This window comes from Dactylosporangium sp. NPDC049525 (assembly GCF_040676755.1).
In the GTDB taxonomy this organism is placed as follows: Bacteria; Actinomycetota; Actinomycetes; order Mycobacteriales; family Micromonosporaceae; genus Dactylosporangium.
Genome location: NZ_JBFAPO010000026.1, coordinates 36635 through 52743, shown reverse-complemented (window position 1 = coordinate 52743; position 16109 = coordinate 36635). Strand labels below are relative to the sequence as shown.

Genomic DNA, 16109 nt, shown 5'->3' with positions numbered 1-16109 from the left:
CCGGTCGGGTGGGCTGGGCAATCCTTCTCATCCGGCTGGCCTCCAACACCCCGACGACCGCCTGAGCCGCCTTGTGCTCACTCAGGCCGGCGAAGGTCGGCTCAGGCCTGGACCATGCAGCCCCAGCCGTCGTACATGCCGTCATGGCGCTCCACGACGCCCCGGACCTCCCAGGTGACCTCGTGCAACGCCGGCGGCTCGACCGCGTCCCGCCGGATCGCCTGCAGCACGAAGTCGGCCTCGTCGCCCCGCTCGACGGTCACCGCGAACCCGAGGTTGCGCAGGTCCTCGGCGGCCGACTCGGCGTGGACGGCGTCGGGGAAGTACGCGAGGAACTCCACCGGCCGCGGCTGGTTGAGCCGGTCGCCGTGGCCCTCGAGCTCCTGCACGACCTGGTTGTCGTCCATGATGTTGCGCTGCCAGGCGTCGGGGGTGAGTTCGTCGCGGACCCTGGTCCAGCCGGGGTCGGAGCTGAGCGTGCCGACGGGGGACAGCGCCGGGAGGTCCGGCAGCGGCGGTGCGACCGCGCCGTCGGGCAGGTAGCCGGTGATGCGGCCGGTGTTGGCCGTGACCACCCGGCCGACCATTGCGCCACCGGCGGCGCGCAGCGCCTGCCGCACGGCCTCGTCGAGCGCGTGGATGGCCCCCAGCTCGGCGTCGGCGGGCATGCCGCTGGTGCCGTCACCGGTGTAGGTGAAATCGACGTCGAGGCGCTGCGGCAGCTTCCCCACCGGCGCGGCCTCGACCGCGCCGAGGTCGATGTTGTACATCGCGAGGGCGTCGCCGATCTCGCCGGGATACACGGCCCAGCGTTCGACCCATGCCGGCTCACGCCCCAGCAGCCTGCGCAGCAAACCCACTGCCGTCCTCCTCAAACGCGCGGTTTATTCGCGGGGCACCGGAAAGCTCGGCATCTCCGGGCCGGCGTGCGACTTCTTCGGCACCATGACCTTGCGCCGGAACACGCAGATCAGGGTGCCGTCCTGCTTGTAGCCCTTGGTCTGGACAGTGACCACGCCGCGGTCATCCTTCGACTCCGACTCGCGCTTGTCCAGCACCGTGGTCTCGCCGTAGATGGTGTCACCGTGAAAGGTCGGCGCGGTATGCCGCAGCGACTCGACCTCAAGATTGGCGATCGCCTTGCCGGACACGTCGGGCACCGACATGCCGAGCAGGATCGAATAGACGTAGTTGCCGACGACCACGTTGCGCTGGAATTGTGTCGACGTCTCGGCGTAGTGGACGTCGAGGTGCAGCGGATGATGGTTCATCGTCAGCAGGCAGAACAGGTGATCGTCGGATTCGGTGACCGTTTTGCCCGGCCAGTGCCGGTAGACGGCGCCGACCTCGAACTCCTCGAAATACCGGCCGAACTGCATCTGCAACTCCCTCGTCGTTGTGGGGTCTGCAAGCATGCCGGGTACGGCCGCGGAATTCAGCCGAGTGTGACAAAAACGCAGTGAGCGGCGGGGCCCTCCCTGGCACCCGCCGCCCACGCTCTGTGACGAGTATCTTGATGCCGAAGGCAACGCTCCGTATAGAGATGCAGATCACAGTTATGGAAATGAGACGAAAATTGAGCGTAACAACTACGGAGTGTGTCAACGGTCTCACTACACAGCGTAGTGGTGTGTCGGGCGACGAGACGGCTGACGGTAAAGTCCGGCGGCGATGGAACGGTTGAGCACGCGGGGGCGCGTGACACGGGTGGCGGTGACGCTGGTGATCGTCGGGCTGACGGTCGCCGGCACGGTCGCCGGCAGCGACAGCCACTTCCCATTCGCCCCGTTCCAGATGTTCTCGATTGCGGACAACCCCAACGAGCCGATCATGGTGCTGCGCACCGACGGCATCGACACCACCGGGGCGCGGATCGAGCTCGACGAGCGCAATGCCGGGGTCCGGCGGGCCGAGATCGAGGCGCAGATCGATCGCTTCAAGGCCGACCCGAGCCTGCTGCGCTCCGTCCAGGATGCCTACGCGGCCCGCAACCCGGGCCGGCCGCCACTGGTGGAGGTCGACATCGTCGAGGTTCAGCACCATCTGCACAACGCCCAGCCGACCGGCGTGATCACCGAGGTCGTGCTGGCGAGGTGGCGGCCGTGAACAAAACCGTGACCGTCCTGCGCAACTGGCTGTTCGAGCCGGTGCCGAAGGGCCGCATCGCCGCCTTCCGCACCCTGGTCTACGTGTTCGTCGCGCTGGACGTGGTGTTCTTCAGCGCGTGGGTGAAGAGCCACGGCGACCTGCCCGGCAACCTGTACCAGCCGCTCGTCATCGGCAAGCTCCTGCCGCTGCCGACCCCGACCCCGCTGGTCGTCGGCTCGATCTACTGGGCGCTGATCCCGCTGTCCCTCGCGGCCGCGACCGGCCGGGCGCACCGGCTGCTCGGCTGGAGCGTGTTCATCCTGTACTTCGAATGGATGATCATCGCGATGAGCTACGGCAAGGTCGATCACGACCGGTTCGGCCTGCTCGTCGCCCTGGCGGTGCTGCCGGCCGCCGGCCGGGCCCGGCACGGCGACAAGGAGACCACCGAGGCCGGCGGCTGGGCGCTGCGGCTCACCCAGGTCGGCGTCGTCTGCACGTACTTCCTGGCGTCCATCGCCAAGCTGCGCTTCGGCGGCCTCGCCTGGCTGACCGGGGCCACGCTGACCCGGTCCTTCATCCGGCGGGGCACCCAGCTGGCCCACTGGCTGCTCGGCATCCCCGGCTTCACCACGGCCAGCCAGATCGGCATCGTGGGCTTCGAACTGTTCAGCCCGCTGGTGTTCGTGGTGAAGCCGAAGCTGCGTTACGCGATGGTCGCCGGGTTCTACGCCTTCCACGTCGTGACCTTCTGCCTGATCACGATCTCCTTCATCCCGCACCAGGTGGCGATGGCCAGCTTCCTGCCACTGGAGAGGGTCACGCCCGTCATCTGGACGCGCCGGCTGCTCAAGCGCGGTGGCTCAACCACCGAAGCGCACGGTGGCCCAACCGCCGAAGAGCACGGTGACTCAGCCGCCGAACAGGCTCGCGAAGAAGTCACCGAAGCCGCCGGCGATGTCCATCAGCGCTCCGCCGATGGACTTGACCACCTCGGCCGCTGACTGCGGCCGATACGCGACGAAGAAGATGAGGAAGGCAATGCCTCCCCAGGTGAGGACCTTCTTGACCATTTTCGCCAATCCCCTCTGGGTCTGCGATTGCAAGGAACGTAGCGTATCGGGTGAGCGCCACAGGGTGAATGAGTGTCGGCCCGGGGATTCACGGTAGATGCACAACGAAGATGAAGTCGGCGTGGGGCCATGGGTCGGTGACCGGCCGGCCGGGGCGCACTACGACCCCGAGCTGCTCGCCGCCGGCGACCGGCGCAATGTCGTGGACCGTTACCGCTACTGGAGTCTCGAGGCGATCGTCGCCGACCTCGACACCCGCCGGCACGGCTTCCACGTCGCGATCGAGAACTGGCAGCACGACCTCAACATCGGCACCGTGGTCCGCAACGCCAACGCGTTCCTCGCCGCCGAGGTGCACATCGTCGGCCGCCGCCGCTGGAACCGGCGCGGCGCCATGGTCACCGACCGCTACCAACACGTGCGGCACCACCCGACGGTCGAGGAGTTCCTCGACTGGACCGCGGCGCACGACCTGCCGGTGATCGGCATCGACAACCTGCCCGGCGCCCTGCCGCTGGAGCGGGCCGAACTGCCCCGCCGGTGCGTGCTGCTGTTCGGCCAGGAGGGGCCCGGCCTGTCGGAACCTGCCCGCAAGGCATGTGCCGCCGTGTACTCCATCGCCCAGTACGGCTCGACCCGCTCGATCAACGCCGGTGTCGCGAGCGGGATCGCGATGCACGCCTGGATCCGGGCGTACGGCGACAACAGCCCATAGGACCCATTACCGTGGGTACATGGGCGTCGCAGTCAGCTGTCCCCGTTGTGGCGGCCCGGTGCGGCCACCGGACCTCATGCACTCCGAGTGGAGGTGCGATGAGGACGGCGGGGTGCTGCCGCTGCACGTTGCGCAGCACATCGGGCCGGAGATCGTCGAGTCGGCGAAGGCGAGGCTGATCGCCGCGGCGCACCGCGTCGGCGACCGGCGGCCGATGCCGATGTGGTGCCCGTGGCCGCTGCCGACGGGCTGGACGGTGACCGGCGTCGGCTGGGTCGGCGACGAGCGCTCCGGCGTGCGCGCCACCGCGGTCGCGTGCAGCGGCCCGGGCCCGGTCGAGAACGGCCCGGCGGACTGCGTGCTCATCGCCGAGGAGCCCGGGATCGGCCTCGGCACCAGGTTCGCCGGCATCCCCGGCACGGACCCCGGCCCCTTCTTCGACGGCGACATCACCAAGACGGTCGCGCACGCCAAGGTCCGCGCCGCCGGCTGGCCCACGCCGCTGTGGATGGCCAAGTCGCCGGAGGACCGCTGCGCGTACGTCGGCGAGGCGATGGGCGTGTGGCTGTATGTGGTGACGTGGCCGGCGGCCGCGGGCTACCTCCTGGAGGAGGGCCTCGACCTGCACGATCTCGCCGACGATGTGCCAACCCATCTCGTTTACGGCGCGCCGTCGCCGTATCTTCACGGCAAGGCGTAGAAGGACACCACTAGGATCAACCTTCGGGTCGATGGGGTCGCTGTCGGCGCGGCGCACATTCACCGTGTGCCGTGCAACTGATACGCTGAGTTCGCCGCGGTGCCGTGCACTACGCCGCGGGGAGGGGATTGACGGCAATGGTCAAAAAGGTCCTCACCTGGGGAAGCATTGCTTTCCTTATCTTCTTTGTGGCATATCGGCCGCAGTCCGCGGCTGAGGTCTTCAAGTCCATCGGCGGCGGCATCATGGACATCGCCACCGGTTTCGGGGACTTCTTCTCCAGTCTGGTTGCCTGACTGCGATGTCCACCGGGCCTGAGCCACCCGCCGAAGAGCCGGGCGCACGCCGCTGGGAAGACCGCGACACCGAGCCGATCCCCCGGGCTCGCCCCACCAATCCCGACCCCGACGATTTCGCCGACCCCTACAACGACGGTGCACAGTCGGCCTCGCTCGGCGGCTACGGCCGCGACGACTACTACGTCGAAGAGGGCCCGCCGACCTTCACCGAGGACGAGTTCTCCGGCCTGCGCTCGGGCGACTCGGGCCCCTCGGTGCCGCCCGGCAGCCGGATGGCGCCCCTCGACGAGGAGGCCAGCCGGCACGCCGCGCGGTATCTCTTCCCGACCGAGAAGTTCCGCGGCGAGTGGAAGCGGCACTGGATCCAGCTCGCCCGCGAGGGCGGCATCGCGGTGGCCGCGACGATCGCGATGGGCTACATCGCGGGCTGGCTGACCAAGCACAACCAGACGCAGTTGCGCACCGCGGTCCTGGTCATCTGGGCCGTCGTGATCATGTACTGCGCCTGGCAGGTCGCGGACTGGTGGTATGACCGCTTCATCCTCACCAACAAACGGGTGATGGTGGTCTCCGGGATCTTCACCCGCAACGTGGCCATGATGCCGCTGCTGCGGGTCACCGACATGAAATACGTGCAGTCGTTGACCGGCCGCATGTTCGGCTATGGGCATTTCGAGCTGGAGTCCGCGGGTCAGGACCAGGCGTTGCGCAACATCCGCAACCTGCCGAACCCCAACGAGCTCTACCTGCGCATCGTCGAGGAGATGTACGAGCCCGAGGCCGTCGAGGCCCGCCTGGGCCGCGCCGCCGGCGTCGAAGACGACGGAACGTAGCTCGAAACAGCGATCGAAGACGACGGCACATAGCTGAAACAGCGTCGTGGACGACGGCATTTGAGACTGCGGAGTGGCTCGTGGGGGTGGGCCCCCACGAGCCGCCACCGCCAGGCCGGAGAATCAGCGACAGATTTCTCCGCCCGAGGTGCAACCGTGCCGCCCCTCTATCGCGTCTTGCCTGGTGGGCGGAGCGGGGGAGGGAGCGGCGGTGCCGGATGAGGCGGGGTTCCGTGAGGAAGACTTCCGTGATTTCGTCGAGACCAGGTCCAGTGCGCTGCTGCGCACCGCGTACCTGCTCGCCGGGGACTGGGCGACCGCCGAGGACCTGCTCCAGATCGCGCTGACGAAGACGTACCTCGCGTGGAAGCGGCTGGGCCACATCGAAGCGGTCGAGCCGTATGCGCGCCGCGTCCTGGTGAACACCGCCACGAGCTGGTGGCGGCGCCGGTGGCACGGTGAACGCCCCACCGAGGTGCTGCCGGAGTCAGCGGCCGCCGACCGGGTCGAGGAGAGCCTCGAACGTGACGCGCTGTGGCGGCACGTCCGGGAGCTGCCCAACCGGCAGCGTGCCGTGCTGGTCCTGCGCTTCTACGAGGACCAGTCGGAGGCGGAGACGGCGCGCCTGCTCGGCGTGTCCGTCGGCACGGTGAAGAGCCAGGCGTCCAGGGCGCTCGCCACGCTGCGGCTGCGGCTCAGCGCGGAAGGCATCGAACCCGCGGCCCGCCCCGCCAGGCCGCCGACCGTCCGGTTGCGGCCCGCCGCCCCGGCGCCGGTGAAGACCGCACAGGCAGTTCAAGTGGTACCGAAGGAGCAGCCCGCACGCGACGACGAGTGCGAGACGCCCGAACGGGAGGCCGTCCTGGTGGAAGCCTCCGGGTCGGTGGAAGTGGGACTGGTGACGTGACCATGATCGAAGATGCGCTCCGCGAGGCGTTCGCGGCCAAGGCGGGCACCAAGCCGCCGACGTCGCTGGACGACATCGCCGACGTCGCCATCCGCAACGCCGGGAGGATCCGGCGCCGCCGGCGCGTCACGGCGACCGGGTTCGCCGCGTTCATCGTCATGGCGGTCGCGGCCGTCGCCACGTTCCACGTCATCACCCCCGGCGCGCCCACCAGCACGGTCGCGCGGGGCGACACCGCCACGCAGGCATCCGAGCCGAAGGCCACCCCCAACACCGAGACCGCTCCGCCGGCTGCCGCACGGGAGGTCGACGCGATCGACGGGCAGGGCCAGCAGTCGCAGAACGTGCGGCTGAAGCTGCCCGACAACGGCACCGTCGCCGCCGCGTACAAGGCGAAGGACGGCTACCTGGTCGTCAACACCGAGCCCGACGGCGACAAGCAACTGGTGCTGCAGGACGAGCACGACAACCAGCAGGTCCTGGTCAACAAGGCCTCGAACATCGCGGTGGCCAAGGACGGCAAGAAGGTCGCCTGGGCGCAGGAGGGCAAGATGACCATCGCCGCCCGCACCACCACGCCCGGCGCCACCACCGCCACCACGAAGTCCGCCCCCGCCGACGAAGGGCTCACCGAGCAGGCGAGCATCGACGTGCCGCAGACCGCGGTGCCGGTCACGTTCGTCGGCTCGGACCTGGTCCTCGGCCGGGAAGAGGGCGGCGGTTTCGACGTCTGGTACACGGACCGCGCCTACAAGGGGTCGTGGGACGCGACGGTCGTGCGGATCTTCGGCACGCACCCCGACACGCGCAGCGTCTACGCCGAGGTCAAGCCCGTCGACGGCGACGCGCCGATGTGCCTGGCCATGCTCACCCTCGGTCAGCCGTTCAAGGTCGAGCACCGCCGGTGCGGCCTGCCGGTGGCGGCGAAGGCCGGCGGCGGCCGGGTCTCCCCGGACGGGCACTGGTTCGCCTACCCCGTCGAGGGCCTCAAGCAGGTCGCGGTGCTCGACCTGACGAAGATCTTCACCGACGCGGCGGCCAAGACCTGGACCAAGACCTGGACGCTGAAGGTCACCACGAAGACGGTGTGGATGAACGCGACGACGTTCGTGGTGGACAGCGGCGGCAAGTTCCGCGCGATCATCCCGACGGCGGCGGAGGGCAGCACCACGGAGCCGCTCGTCGAAAGTGAAGGCGTGGTGCTGATCGAACCGCTCTACTCTGGTTGAGTGCGGATCGATCTTCACTGTCACTCGACGGCCAGTGACGGCACGTCGAGCCCGGCCGAGCTGGTCGCTGAGGCGGCCGCCGCCGGGCTCGACGTCATGGGGCTGACCGACCACGACACGACGTCCGGGTGGTCCGCGGCGATCGCCGCCCGCCCGGCCGGGCTCACCCTCGTGCCGGGCGCCGAGCTGTCCTGCCGGTGGCACGGCGGACCCTGGCCGATCTCCCTGCACCTGCTCGCCTATCTCTTCGACCCGACCGACATCCAGCTGAGCGGGCAGCTGGCCCGCATCCGCGCCTCCCGGGAGACCCGCGCCGAGCGCATGGTCCACCTGATGCGCGCCGACGGCATCGACGTGACCTGGGCCGAGGTCCTCGAACACGCCGGCGGCGGCACCGTCGGCCGGCCGCACCTGGCGCAGGCGCTGATGCGCCGCGGGCTCGTCGACACGGTGTCGGAGGCGTTCCTGCCGGAGTGGCTCGGCAACCGCTACCGGGTGGGCAAGGAGGACCTCGACGTCTTCGTCGCGCTCCGGCTGATCATCGAGGCGGGCGGCGTGCCGGTCTTCGCCCACCCGAGGGCCAGCAGCCGCGGCCCCGTCGTCCCCGACGAGGTGATCGAGGAGATGGCCTTCGAGGGGCTGTTCGGCGTCGAGGCCGACCACACCGACCACACCCCGGCGGAGCGGGCGCACGTGCGGGCGATCGCAGACCGGCTCGGGCTGGTCGTCACCGGCTCCAGCGACTACCACGGCACCAACAAGACGGTCCGCCTCGGCGCCATGACCACGGCACCGGCCGTGTACGAGCAGATCGTCGAGGCCGCCACAGGCTCCGAAGTGATCGCGTGACCACCGAGTACAGCGGCGCCGGCGACCCCAGGCGCAGCATCGAGCTGCTGTGGGGCACCGCCGCGCCGGCCAGGCGCGGTCCGAAGGCCAAGTTCACCGTCGGCGACGTGACCGCGGTCGCGATCGCCCTCGCCGACGCGGAAGGCCTGGCCGCCGTGTCGATGCGGCGGGTCGCGGAGCAGCTCGGCGTGACGGCGATGTCGCTGTACACCTATGTCCCCAGCAAGGCAGAGCTGCTGGACGTCATGGTCGACACCGTGTGCGCGGAGGCGGTCCGGCCGGCGTTCACCGGGTCCGGCTGGCGGGAGCGGCTCGGCGAGATCGCGGCGAACAACTGGGACGTGTACCGGCGGCATCCGTGGCTGCTGCAGGTCGCCACCACCCGGCCGGTGCTCGGGCCGAACGTGATCGCGAAGTACGACTTCGAGCTGCGCGCCTTCGAGTCCTGCGTGGTGCCCGACGTCGACGCCGACCTGCTGCTCAGCCTGGTGCTCAACTACGTCGCCGGCGCGGTGCGCGCGGTCGTGCAGGCCGAACAGGCCGAGCAGCGCACCGGGATGAGCGAGGAGCAGTGGTGGGAGGCGCACGCGCCGCTGCTCGGCGAGGTCCTCGACCCGGCGCGGTTCCCGACGGCGGCGCGGGTGGGCCAGGCGGCCGGGGAGGAGTACGGCGCGGGTGATCCGGTCCGCGCCTACGAGTTCGGCCTCGAACGGGTCCTGGACGGGATCGACGCGCACCTGGGCCGCCCTCGTCACTGAGGGCGGCCCAGGTCCGCAGCTTTTACCTGAGGGCCGTGTAGATCGTCTTGGTGAGGGTGCCGTTGGCGTCGTCACCGTCGAGTGACCAGACCATCGCGCCGCCGTAGCCGGAGAGCCGGATGTACAGCGACTTCTGCGCGACCGTGAGCTGGTCGTCGTAGGTCCAGAACGTGGTGCCGTTGAACAGCCATGCGTGGCCGGAGAGCAGGTCGCGGTACACCTTGTACCCCTGCTGCGGCAGCGTGGCGAGGACCTTGTAGTCCTCGTTGCCGGCGGCCCACGTGCCGGGCGCCGGGCCGGTCGCGGCCTGGAAGAGACCACGGTTGGCGTCGGTCACGCCGGTCCAGCCCTGCCCGTAGTACGGGATGCCCAGGACGAGGGCCTTCTTCGGCGCGCCACGGTCGGTCCAGGCCTTCAGCGTGGTGGCGCCGCTGAAGTCCGGGGTGGTCGGCGCGCCGCGCGGCACGAACAGCGCGGACTGCTGGTTGGTGGTGGGCTCCCACGTACCGTGGAAGTCGTAGCCCTGCACGGTGCCGAAGTCGAGGTACTTGAAGATCTTGTTGACCTCGAACCCGGCGTCGATCTTCGCCGGCGCGGCCGGGAGGAACGCGGTCAGGGTGGCCTTCTTGCCGAGCTGCTTGCGGAACTCCGCGACCATGAGGGTGAAGTTCTGCTTGTCCTCGGGGCGGATCACGTTACCGGGGTTGCCCTCGGAGCCCGGCCATTCCCAGTCGAAGTCGAAGCCGTCGAAGACCCCGGTCGAGTAGAACGTGTCGATGCAGGACTGGACGAGCGCCTTGCGCGACGCGTCGGTCAGCACGGCGTTGGAGAAGTTCGCCGACAGGGTCCAGCCGCCGAGCGACAGCAGCACCTTCAGCCCGGGGTGCTTGAGCTTGAGCTTGCGCAGCTGGTTGAAGTTGCCGTTGAGCGTCTGGCCCGGGGCGTCGGCGACACCGTCGACGCTCTCTTCGGCGGAGACCGGACGCTGGTAGTCGGCCCAGGGGTCGGCCGAGGCGCACTTGCCGGTCGCGTCCACGTTGCCGAACGCGTAGTTGATGTGCGTCAGGCTCTTGGCCTGCCCGCTCGTCTCGAGGTTCTTGACGTAGTACTGGCGGCCGTAGATGCCCCACTGGATGAAGTACCCGACGCGCTTGTACTGGTCCTGATGCGGCGTGCTGTGCGCCTGTGCGGTGCCGGGCACGACTGCCAGCGACGCGAGCGTCAGCGACACCGCCAACCCGGCCAGGACGGAGCGTCTGCCCATGAACCCTCCATGACTGTAAGGAAACTTTGCTGTTCATGGGGAACGTAGGGGTGCCGTTCGATGCCGTCAAGACCCTGGTTTCCCCTCGATGCGGGCGCACCACGACAATCCGGGATGTGGATCTCAAGCTTTTCGGCGAAGTGTTCGTCACCCTCCTCGTCATTCTCGACCCGCCGGGCGCGGTGCCGATCTTCCTCGCCCTGACCGGATCGATGGCCGCCAAGCACCGCCACCGCGCCGCGCTGCAGGCCGTGGCCCTCGCATTCGGCGTCATCGTGGCGTTCGCGCTCGTCGGCCGGCAGATCCTCGCCTACCTGCACATCGACCTGCCCGCCCTGCAGGGCGCCGGCGGCCTGCTCCTGCTGCTGGTCGCCCTCGAACTGCTCACCGGCAAGACCGACGACCCGCGCCAGGAGGTGACGTCCAACGTCGCGCTGGTGCCCCTCGGCACCCCGCTGCTGGCCGGCCCGGGCGCGATCGTGGCCACGATGCTCTTCGTCCAGCGCACGTCGTCGTGGTCGGGCTACCTGGCGATCGCCGTCGGCATCGTCGCCGTCATGGCCATCGTCTACCTGGTCCTTCGCTTCTCCGGCATCCTGGTGCGCATCCTGCGTCCGAGCGGCATCGAGGTCGTCACCCGCATCGCCGGCCTCCTCGTCGCCGCGATCGCCGTCCAGCTGCTCGCCGACGCGATCGGCGCCTTCGTCACCGAATATCTGCATTCACCCCATTGAGGTTTTGTCGTACCCCGGTGGCAGGATCGAGGTGTGGACAACGAGCAGCTCGGTCTCTTCGCCCCGCCCCGGCGCCTGTTCACCTGCACGCCCAGCAAGCTCGGCAGCTATGAGGACTGCCCCCGCCGTTACCGGTTCACCTATGTCGACCGCCCCTCGCCGCCCAAGGGCCCGCCGTGGGCGCACAACTCGCTCGGCGCGTCCGTCCACACGGCATTGCGCAGCTGGTATGCGTTGGATCCTGAGCGCCGCGACCGGTCCGCCCTGCCGACCCTGCTGAAGGCGACCTGGGTCAGCGAGGGCTATCGCGACGACACCCAGGAGCGCGACGTCTTCCGCCGCGCCCTCGGCTGGCTCGAGTCCTATGTCGACGGTCTCGACCCCCACGACGAGCCCGTCGGCGTCGAGCGCACCGTGGCCACCCGCACCGACACCCTCGCTCTGTCCGGCCGCGTCGACCGCATCGACGAGCGCGACGGCGAGCTCGTCATCGTCGACTACAAGACCGGCCGCTCCGGTCTCACCTCCGACGACGCCCGCGGCTCCCGCGCGCTCGCCATCTATGCGATCGCGGCCTCCCGCGTGTTCCGCAAGCCGTGCCACCGGGTCGAGCTGCACCACCTGCCGACGGGCACGGTCGCCGCGCACGACCACACGGACGAGTCCCTGGCTCGTCACCTGCGGCGCGCCGAGGCCACGGCCGCGGACATCACCGCCGCGGACGCCGCGCTGGCCGCGGGGACGCCGGCGGATGAGGCGTTTCCGGTCGCGCCTGGGGCGCAGTGCTCGTGGTGCGACTTCCGGCGGTCGTGCCCGGCGGGGGTGGAGGCCGCGGCGAAGGATCCGTGGACCGCGGTGGACCGTCCTGTGGCGTGACTGCCTCGGGTAGCGCCCTCGGCTGATTCGCTGGTTTGACGTCATTGCGGTTCGCGTGCGGGTTGTCATGCCCGCGAACTGCGACAAAAGGTAACCAGCGCATCGGAAAAGGCGCGGAAGCCGGTCACCCAGGGAACGCGGTGGCGAAGCACTCGGCCAGCAGGGCGTTGAGGTCCGTCGTCGAGCCCTGCTCCACCCACCGCATCAGCGCCGTGTCGAACGCCGCGAACGCGACCGCCACCAGCACCGCGGGCCGCACGTCCGTGCCCGGGTCGACGTCCATCCGGGTGGCCAGTTCGGTGGTGAGGGTGGCGCGCCAGGTGACCTGGCGTTCGAGGTACCGGGCGAGCAGCGCCGGCGTGCTCATCGTGACCTTCGCGAGCCGCTGCGACTTCTCCGGGTGCTCCCAGAAGGTGTCGGTGAAGACGCGCAGCGTGTTCTGCAGGGCGACGGCCGGCGGTTCTGTCGGCGGGCGGGTCGACAGGCCGTGGCTCAGCTGCCGGCCGAGGTCGCTGAGGAACTCGATGATGACGTCTTCCTTGGACTGGAAGTAGCGGAAGAACGTGCGGCGGGACACGCCGGCGGCGGCGGCCATCTGGTCGATGGTGGTCGCTTCGAAGCCCTGGAACGCGAGCAGCTTCAGCGCGGCCTCGGTCAGCTCGTCGCGGACGAGCTGGCGTTTGCGTTCGGCGAGGCTCACGCAGGCATTCTATGCACCACACGGCATGTTGGCACACAAGAGCGATATTGACACTCAGTGCCAACATGTGCACAATGAGCCGCATGCGGTGGACTGAAGCGGAGATCGGTGACCAGGGCGGCAGGACGTTCCTCGTGACCGGGGCCAACAGCGGGCTCGGGTATGAGACGTCCCGGGCGCTGCTCGCCAAGGGCGCGCGGGTAATCATGGCGGTGCGCAACGAGGCGAAGGGGCGGGCCGCACTCGAGACGCTGCCGGCGCGGCAGCACGCCGAGCTCAGGATCGTCGACCTGGCCGACCTCGACACGGTCCGGCGGCTCGCCGCCGACCTGCGCCGGGACCGGGTGGCGATCGACGTGCTGATCAACAACGCCGGGGTGATGATGCCGCCGCGGACGTTGAGCGCGCAGGGGCACGAGCTGCAGTTCGCCGCGAACCATCTCGGGCACTTCGCGCTGACCGGGCTGCTGCTGGACCTCATCGGCGACCGGGTCGTCACGGTCAGCTCCTCGCTGCACCGGTCCGGCAGCATCCACTACGACGACCTGGACGGGGCGAAGAGCTACTCGCCGGCGAAGTACTACAGCCAGTCGAAGTTCGCCAACGTGCTGTTCGCGCTGGAGCTCGACCGGCGGCTGCGGGCGGCGGGCTCGCCGGTGCGCAGCGTGCTCGCGCACCCGGGATACTCGGCGACCAACCTGCAGACGTCCGGGCCGACCGGGGTGATGAAGGCGTTCATGCGCATCGGCAACGCGGTCATGGCGCAGTCCGCCGCGCGCGGGGCGCTCAACCAGCTCTATGCGGCCGTCGACCCGGGCGCCGAGGGCGGGCAGTTCATCGGGCCGGACGGCATGGGGGAGAGCCGGGGCTGGCCGACCGTGGTCCAGCCGGTCGAGGCGGCGAAGGACCCCGCGGACGCTCAGCGGCTCTGGACGCTGTCGGAGCAGCTCACGGGCGTGCAGTTCGAGGTGGCGCGCAGCCGGTAGACGGCGATGTCGCCGCGCTGCCACGCGAGGTCGGTGAGCGCCGGCAGCGCCGCCGTCGGCGTACCTTGGGCGCGGTCCAGCAGGATCCAGCGGACCCGCTGGTCCCACAGCCAGCCGAGACGCGCCGGGGTCGGGTCCAGCACGGCCGCGTCGTTCAGCGCGAGACGGGCCGGGTCCCAGTAGGCGAGCGCCGGGCCGAGGCGGTGCGCGCGCGACTGCGACCCGGTCGACTCCGGCGAGTAGCCCCAGCTGCCGAGCAGCACCCGGCGTTCGCTGTACGCGGAGATCCAGTACGCCAGGCTCTGCCCGCCCTGCAGCCCGCCGCCGACCCGGTGGACGTTGGTCGCCACGTACTGCGCCGGGGTGCTGTGCGCGCGTAGCCAGCGGGCGCCGGCGACCTGGTCGGGGGTCACCCGGACGTGGTACGCGACGCCCAGGTTCGCGCTGGTCACGGCGTCGAACGGTAGCCGCGCCGCACCGGCGGCCAGCACCACGACCAGCGCCGCGAAACGCCCGTGCCGGCGCCCGACCAGCAGCGCCGCGGCGAGGACGAGCGCACCGAGGGCGTAGACGGGCAGGGGGACGCTCCACCGGTACCAATGTGGCAAACGCAACACGACGGATGCAGCGGCCACGGCGGCCGCGACCGTCAGTGCGTGGCGCAACGCGAGGGGTGACCAGGGCAGCCGGACCAGGCCGGCCGCGGACAGGATCGCGGCGCAGGGCCAGGCGGCGACGATGAAGAAATGCTCGCTCCACGAGACGTGCCAGACACACAACGTGCCGGTGACACCTGCCGCGGTCGTGCCGGCGAGGAAGATCTCCGTGTCGCCCCAGCGGCGCCCGAGGCCCACGACGCCGGCGAGGCGGGCACCCATCGCGATCGCGTACGCGCCGGCGCCCAACAGGATGACCGGGACGTCCCGCACCGTGGTGCCGTGCCGCTGGCTGCCGACGAAGTCGAGCATGATCGCGAACGGCCCCCAGCGCAGGCCCTGCCCCTGGAAGCCGTAGAGGACGGCGACCGCGCCCACCTCGACGGCGGCGAGCACCGACCCGAGCAGCCACGGCGTCCACTGTGGTCGTCGCTGCAGCAGGTGTACGGCGCACAGCACGGCCACGCCCGCGCCGACAAGCGGGACGATCGTCGACTTCGCGCCCGTCGTGCCGGTCGCGAACAGGAGCACGAGCAGCCAGTCCCGTCTGGTGCCTTTGCTGAGGACCGTTGCGACGGCCGCGATCAGGGGCATGCTCAGCGCGGCGCCGAACAGCAGGGAGCGGCTCGACCAGCTGTAGTACGCGGTGATCGAGCCGAAGAACGCCGGCGCCTGCCGCTGCGGGACGAGCTCGCCGACGGTGAACATCAGCGCCGCCGCGACCGGGCCCGCCCACGGGTGCCGGGCGACCCGCCAGCCGGTGACGGCGAGCAGGCACACGGTGAGGACGGCGAGCACCGGCAGGTCGAGCCGGAACCACAGCACCGGCAGGTCGACGCCGCTGATCAGGCTGCTCGCGGCGAGGTGGCCGTAGGCGAACCAGTGGTAGCCGAGGGTCTGGTCCCCCTGCTCGGGCACGGCCAGGGGGAAGTGGTGTTTCAGGTCGGCGCTGACGGCCAGGAGATTGAGCTGGTCGATCATGTACTCGTGTGCCCCGCCGGTCGGGACGGGCGGGTTCACGGCGAGGAAGGCGGCGGTCAGGTAGGCGAGGAACCCCACCGCCACCCCGGCGACCGCCCACGACCAGCCGGCGGACGGCCGCAGCGGATAGGCGGGGCCGCGCAGGTGCCGCCGGGCGAGCGGGACGATCACCAGCAGCGGCCAGACCCAGAGCAACCCGCGGACGTCGAGCAGGCTCGCGACGACCAGGGCGGCCGTCTCGGCGAGCAGCCCGACGACGGTGCCGTAGGTCAGGTCCTCCAGCAGCGACCGGGGCGTCGGACGGATCGTGCGGTAGAGGAGGGTGCCGGGTACCACGACGGCATAGAGGATGTAAGCGGCATAACGGACAACGTCGAGTGGTGCGGTGCCGAGCGCCACGGGCAGGATGATGGTCACCGCGGCAAGCGCCAGCCATGGAAGTTTCGTCCTCATGCCACCGG

At 70.0% G+C, this 16109-nt stretch carries 18 protein-coding genes; 13 read left to right on the top strand and 5 right to left on the bottom strand.

The window, feature by feature from the left end:
- Positions 1–101 precede the first annotated feature (101 nt).
- Together AB0K00_RS31550 and AB0K00_RS31545 are read right to left on the bottom strand one after the other, a co-directional pair.
- The gene (locus AB0K00_RS31550) at positions 102–860 is read right to left on the bottom strand and encodes a DUF695 domain-containing protein (RefSeq protein WP_363527643.1); all 759 of its coding nucleotides are present in this window, start codon (positions 858–860) and stop codon (positions 102–104) included.
- A 24-nt stretch (positions 861–884) separates the two neighbouring features.
- Positions 885–1379, bottom strand: a complete 495-nt coding sequence (locus AB0K00_RS31545; RefSeq protein WP_327006459.1) for a MaoC family dehydratase — start codon at positions 1377–1379, stop codon at positions 885–887.
- Positions 1380–1698: 319 nt separating this feature from the next.
- Between AB0K00_RS31545 and AB0K00_RS31540 the strand changes: the two genes are divergently transcribed.
- The 10 genes from AB0K00_RS31540 (at position 1699) to AB0K00_RS31495 (ending at position 9451) form a co-directional block, all read left to right on the top strand.
- Positions 1699–2106, top strand: coding sequence for a hypothetical protein (locus tag AB0K00_RS31540; protein ID WP_363527639.1), 408 nt, complete (start codon positions 1699–1701; stop codon positions 2104–2106).
- Entirely contained in the window at positions 2103–3092 is a 990-nt protein-coding gene (locus AB0K00_RS31535) for an MFS transporter permease (protein ID WP_363527636.1), read from the top strand. The genes AB0K00_RS31540 and AB0K00_RS31535 overlap by 4 nt, the downstream gene beginning before the upstream one ends.
- A gap of 166 nt (positions 3093–3258) precedes the next feature.
- Positions 3259–3876 (top strand): RNA methyltransferase, encoded by a 618-nt coding sequence (locus AB0K00_RS31530; RefSeq protein ID WP_363527633.1) that lies wholly within the window; start codon positions 3259–3261, stop codon positions 3874–3876.
- A 19-nt stretch (positions 3877–3895) separates the two neighbouring features.
- Positions 3896–4576: a DUF6758 family protein gene (locus AB0K00_RS31525; protein ID WP_363527630.1), complete on the top strand. Its 681-nt coding sequence runs from the start codon at positions 3896–3898 to the stop codon at positions 4574–4576.
- Positions 4577–4713: 137 nt separating this feature from the next.
- Complete coding sequence (locus tag AB0K00_RS31520) at positions 4714–4872, top strand: hypothetical protein (protein WP_203853873.1); 159 nt, start codon at positions 4714–4716, stop codon at positions 4870–4872.
- Positions 4873–4877: 5 nt separating this feature from the next.
- Positions 4878–5708, top strand: a complete 831-nt coding sequence (locus AB0K00_RS31515) for a PH domain-containing protein (protein WP_363527627.1) — start codon at positions 4878–4880, stop codon at positions 5706–5708.
- Positions 5709–5919: 211 nt separating this feature from the next.
- The gene (locus AB0K00_RS31510) at positions 5920–6615 is read left to right on the top strand and encodes a SigE family RNA polymerase sigma factor (protein ID WP_363527624.1); all 696 of its coding nucleotides are present in this window, start codon (positions 5920–5922) and stop codon (positions 6613–6615) included.
- Between the two features lie 2 nt (positions 6616–6617).
- Entirely contained in the window at positions 6618–7844 is a 1227-nt protein-coding gene (locus AB0K00_RS31505) for a hypothetical protein (protein ID WP_363527621.1), read from the top strand.
- Positions 7845–8693 (top strand): PHP domain-containing protein, encoded by an 849-nt coding sequence (locus tag AB0K00_RS31500; protein ID WP_363527617.1) that lies wholly within the window; start codon positions 7845–7847, stop codon positions 8691–8693. It abuts the gene before it with no gap.
- A complete protein-coding gene (locus AB0K00_RS31495; protein ID WP_363527614.1) occupies positions 8690–9451 on the top strand; it encodes a TetR/AcrR family transcriptional regulator in 762 nt (253 codons plus the stop codon). Before AB0K00_RS31500 ends, AB0K00_RS31495 begins: the two co-directional genes overlap by 4 nt.
- Positions 9452–9473: 22 nt before the next feature.
- Here the strand turns inward: AB0K00_RS31495 and AB0K00_RS31490 are convergent, their stop codons facing one another.
- The gene (locus AB0K00_RS31490; protein WP_363527612.1) at positions 9474–10715 is read right to left on the bottom strand and encodes a glycoside hydrolase family 18 protein; all 1242 of its coding nucleotides are present in this window, start codon (positions 10713–10715) and stop codon (positions 9474–9476) included.
- Between the two features lie 116 nt (positions 10716–10831).
- On the opposite strand from AB0K00_RS31490, the gene AB0K00_RS31485 reads away from it, so the two are divergent.
- Together AB0K00_RS31485 and AB0K00_RS31480 are read left to right on the top strand one after the other, a co-directional pair.
- On the top strand, positions 10832–11449 hold the full coding sequence (locus AB0K00_RS31485) for a MarC family protein (protein ID WP_363527609.1): 618 nt from the start codon (positions 10832–10834) through the stop codon (positions 11447–11449).
- A 33-nt stretch (positions 11450–11482) separates the two neighbouring features.
- Positions 11483–12325: a PD-(D/E)XK nuclease family protein gene (locus AB0K00_RS31480; RefSeq protein ID WP_363527606.1), complete on the top strand. Its 843-nt coding sequence runs from the start codon at positions 11483–11485 to the stop codon at positions 12323–12325.
- A 124-nt stretch (positions 12326–12449) separates the two neighbouring features.
- Here the strand turns inward: AB0K00_RS31480 and AB0K00_RS31475 are convergent, their stop codons facing one another.
- Positions 12450–13025: a TetR family transcriptional regulator gene (locus AB0K00_RS31475; protein ID WP_363527603.1), complete on the bottom strand. Its 576-nt coding sequence runs from the start codon at positions 13023–13025 to the stop codon at positions 12450–12452.
- A gap of 83 nt (positions 13026–13108) precedes the next feature.
- Here AB0K00_RS31475 and AB0K00_RS31470 point away from each other — a divergent pair, with 83 nt between their 5' ends.
- Positions 13109–14011: an oxidoreductase gene (locus AB0K00_RS31470; RefSeq protein ID WP_363527601.1), complete on the top strand. Its 903-nt coding sequence runs from the start codon at positions 13109–13111 to the stop codon at positions 14009–14011.
- On the opposite strand, the gene AB0K00_RS31465 is transcribed toward AB0K00_RS31470, so the two are convergent.
- Entirely contained in the window at positions 13945–16101 is a 2157-nt protein-coding gene (locus AB0K00_RS31465) for a hypothetical protein (protein WP_363527598.1), read from the bottom strand. The genes AB0K00_RS31470 and AB0K00_RS31465 overlap by 67 nt on opposite strands.
- Positions 16102–16109 lie beyond the last annotated feature (8 nt).

Excerpts from the sequence above, each read along its gene's own strand:
- AB0K00_RS31545 (WP_327006459.1), bottom strand. The coding sequence starts at position 1,379 with ATGCAGTTCGGCCGGTATTTCGAGGAGTTCGAGGTCGGCGCCGTCTAC.
- AB0K00_RS31490 (WP_363527612.1), bottom strand. The coding sequence starts at position 10,715 with ATGGGCAGACGCTCCGTCCTGGCCGGGTTGGCGGTGTCGCTGACGCTC.
- AB0K00_RS31505 (WP_363527621.1), top strand. The coding sequence starts at position 6,618 with ATGATCGAAGATGCGCTCCGCGAGGCGTTCGCGGCCAAGGCGGGCACC.
- AB0K00_RS31515 (WP_363527627.1), top strand. The coding sequence starts at position 4,878 with ATGTCCACCGGGCCTGAGCCACCCGCCGAAGAGCCGGGCGCACGCCGC.
- AB0K00_RS31525 (WP_363527630.1), top strand. The coding sequence starts at position 3,896 with ATGGGCGTCGCAGTCAGCTGTCCCCGTTGTGGCGGCCCGGTGCGGCCA.
- AB0K00_RS31470 (WP_363527601.1), top strand. The coding sequence starts at position 13,109 with ATGCGGTGGACTGAAGCGGAGATCGGTGACCAGGGCGGCAGGACGTTC.
- AB0K00_RS31530 (WP_363527633.1), top strand. The coding sequence starts at position 3,259 with ATGCACAACGAAGATGAAGTCGGCGTGGGGCCATGGGTCGGTGACCGG.
- AB0K00_RS31465 (WP_363527598.1), bottom strand. The coding sequence starts at position 16,101 with ATGAGGACGAAACTTCCATGGCTGGCGCTTGCCGCGGTGACCATCATC.
- AB0K00_RS31520 (WP_203853873.1), top strand. The coding sequence starts at position 4,714 with ATGGTCAAAAAGGTCCTCACCTGGGGAAGCATTGCTTTCCTTATCTTC.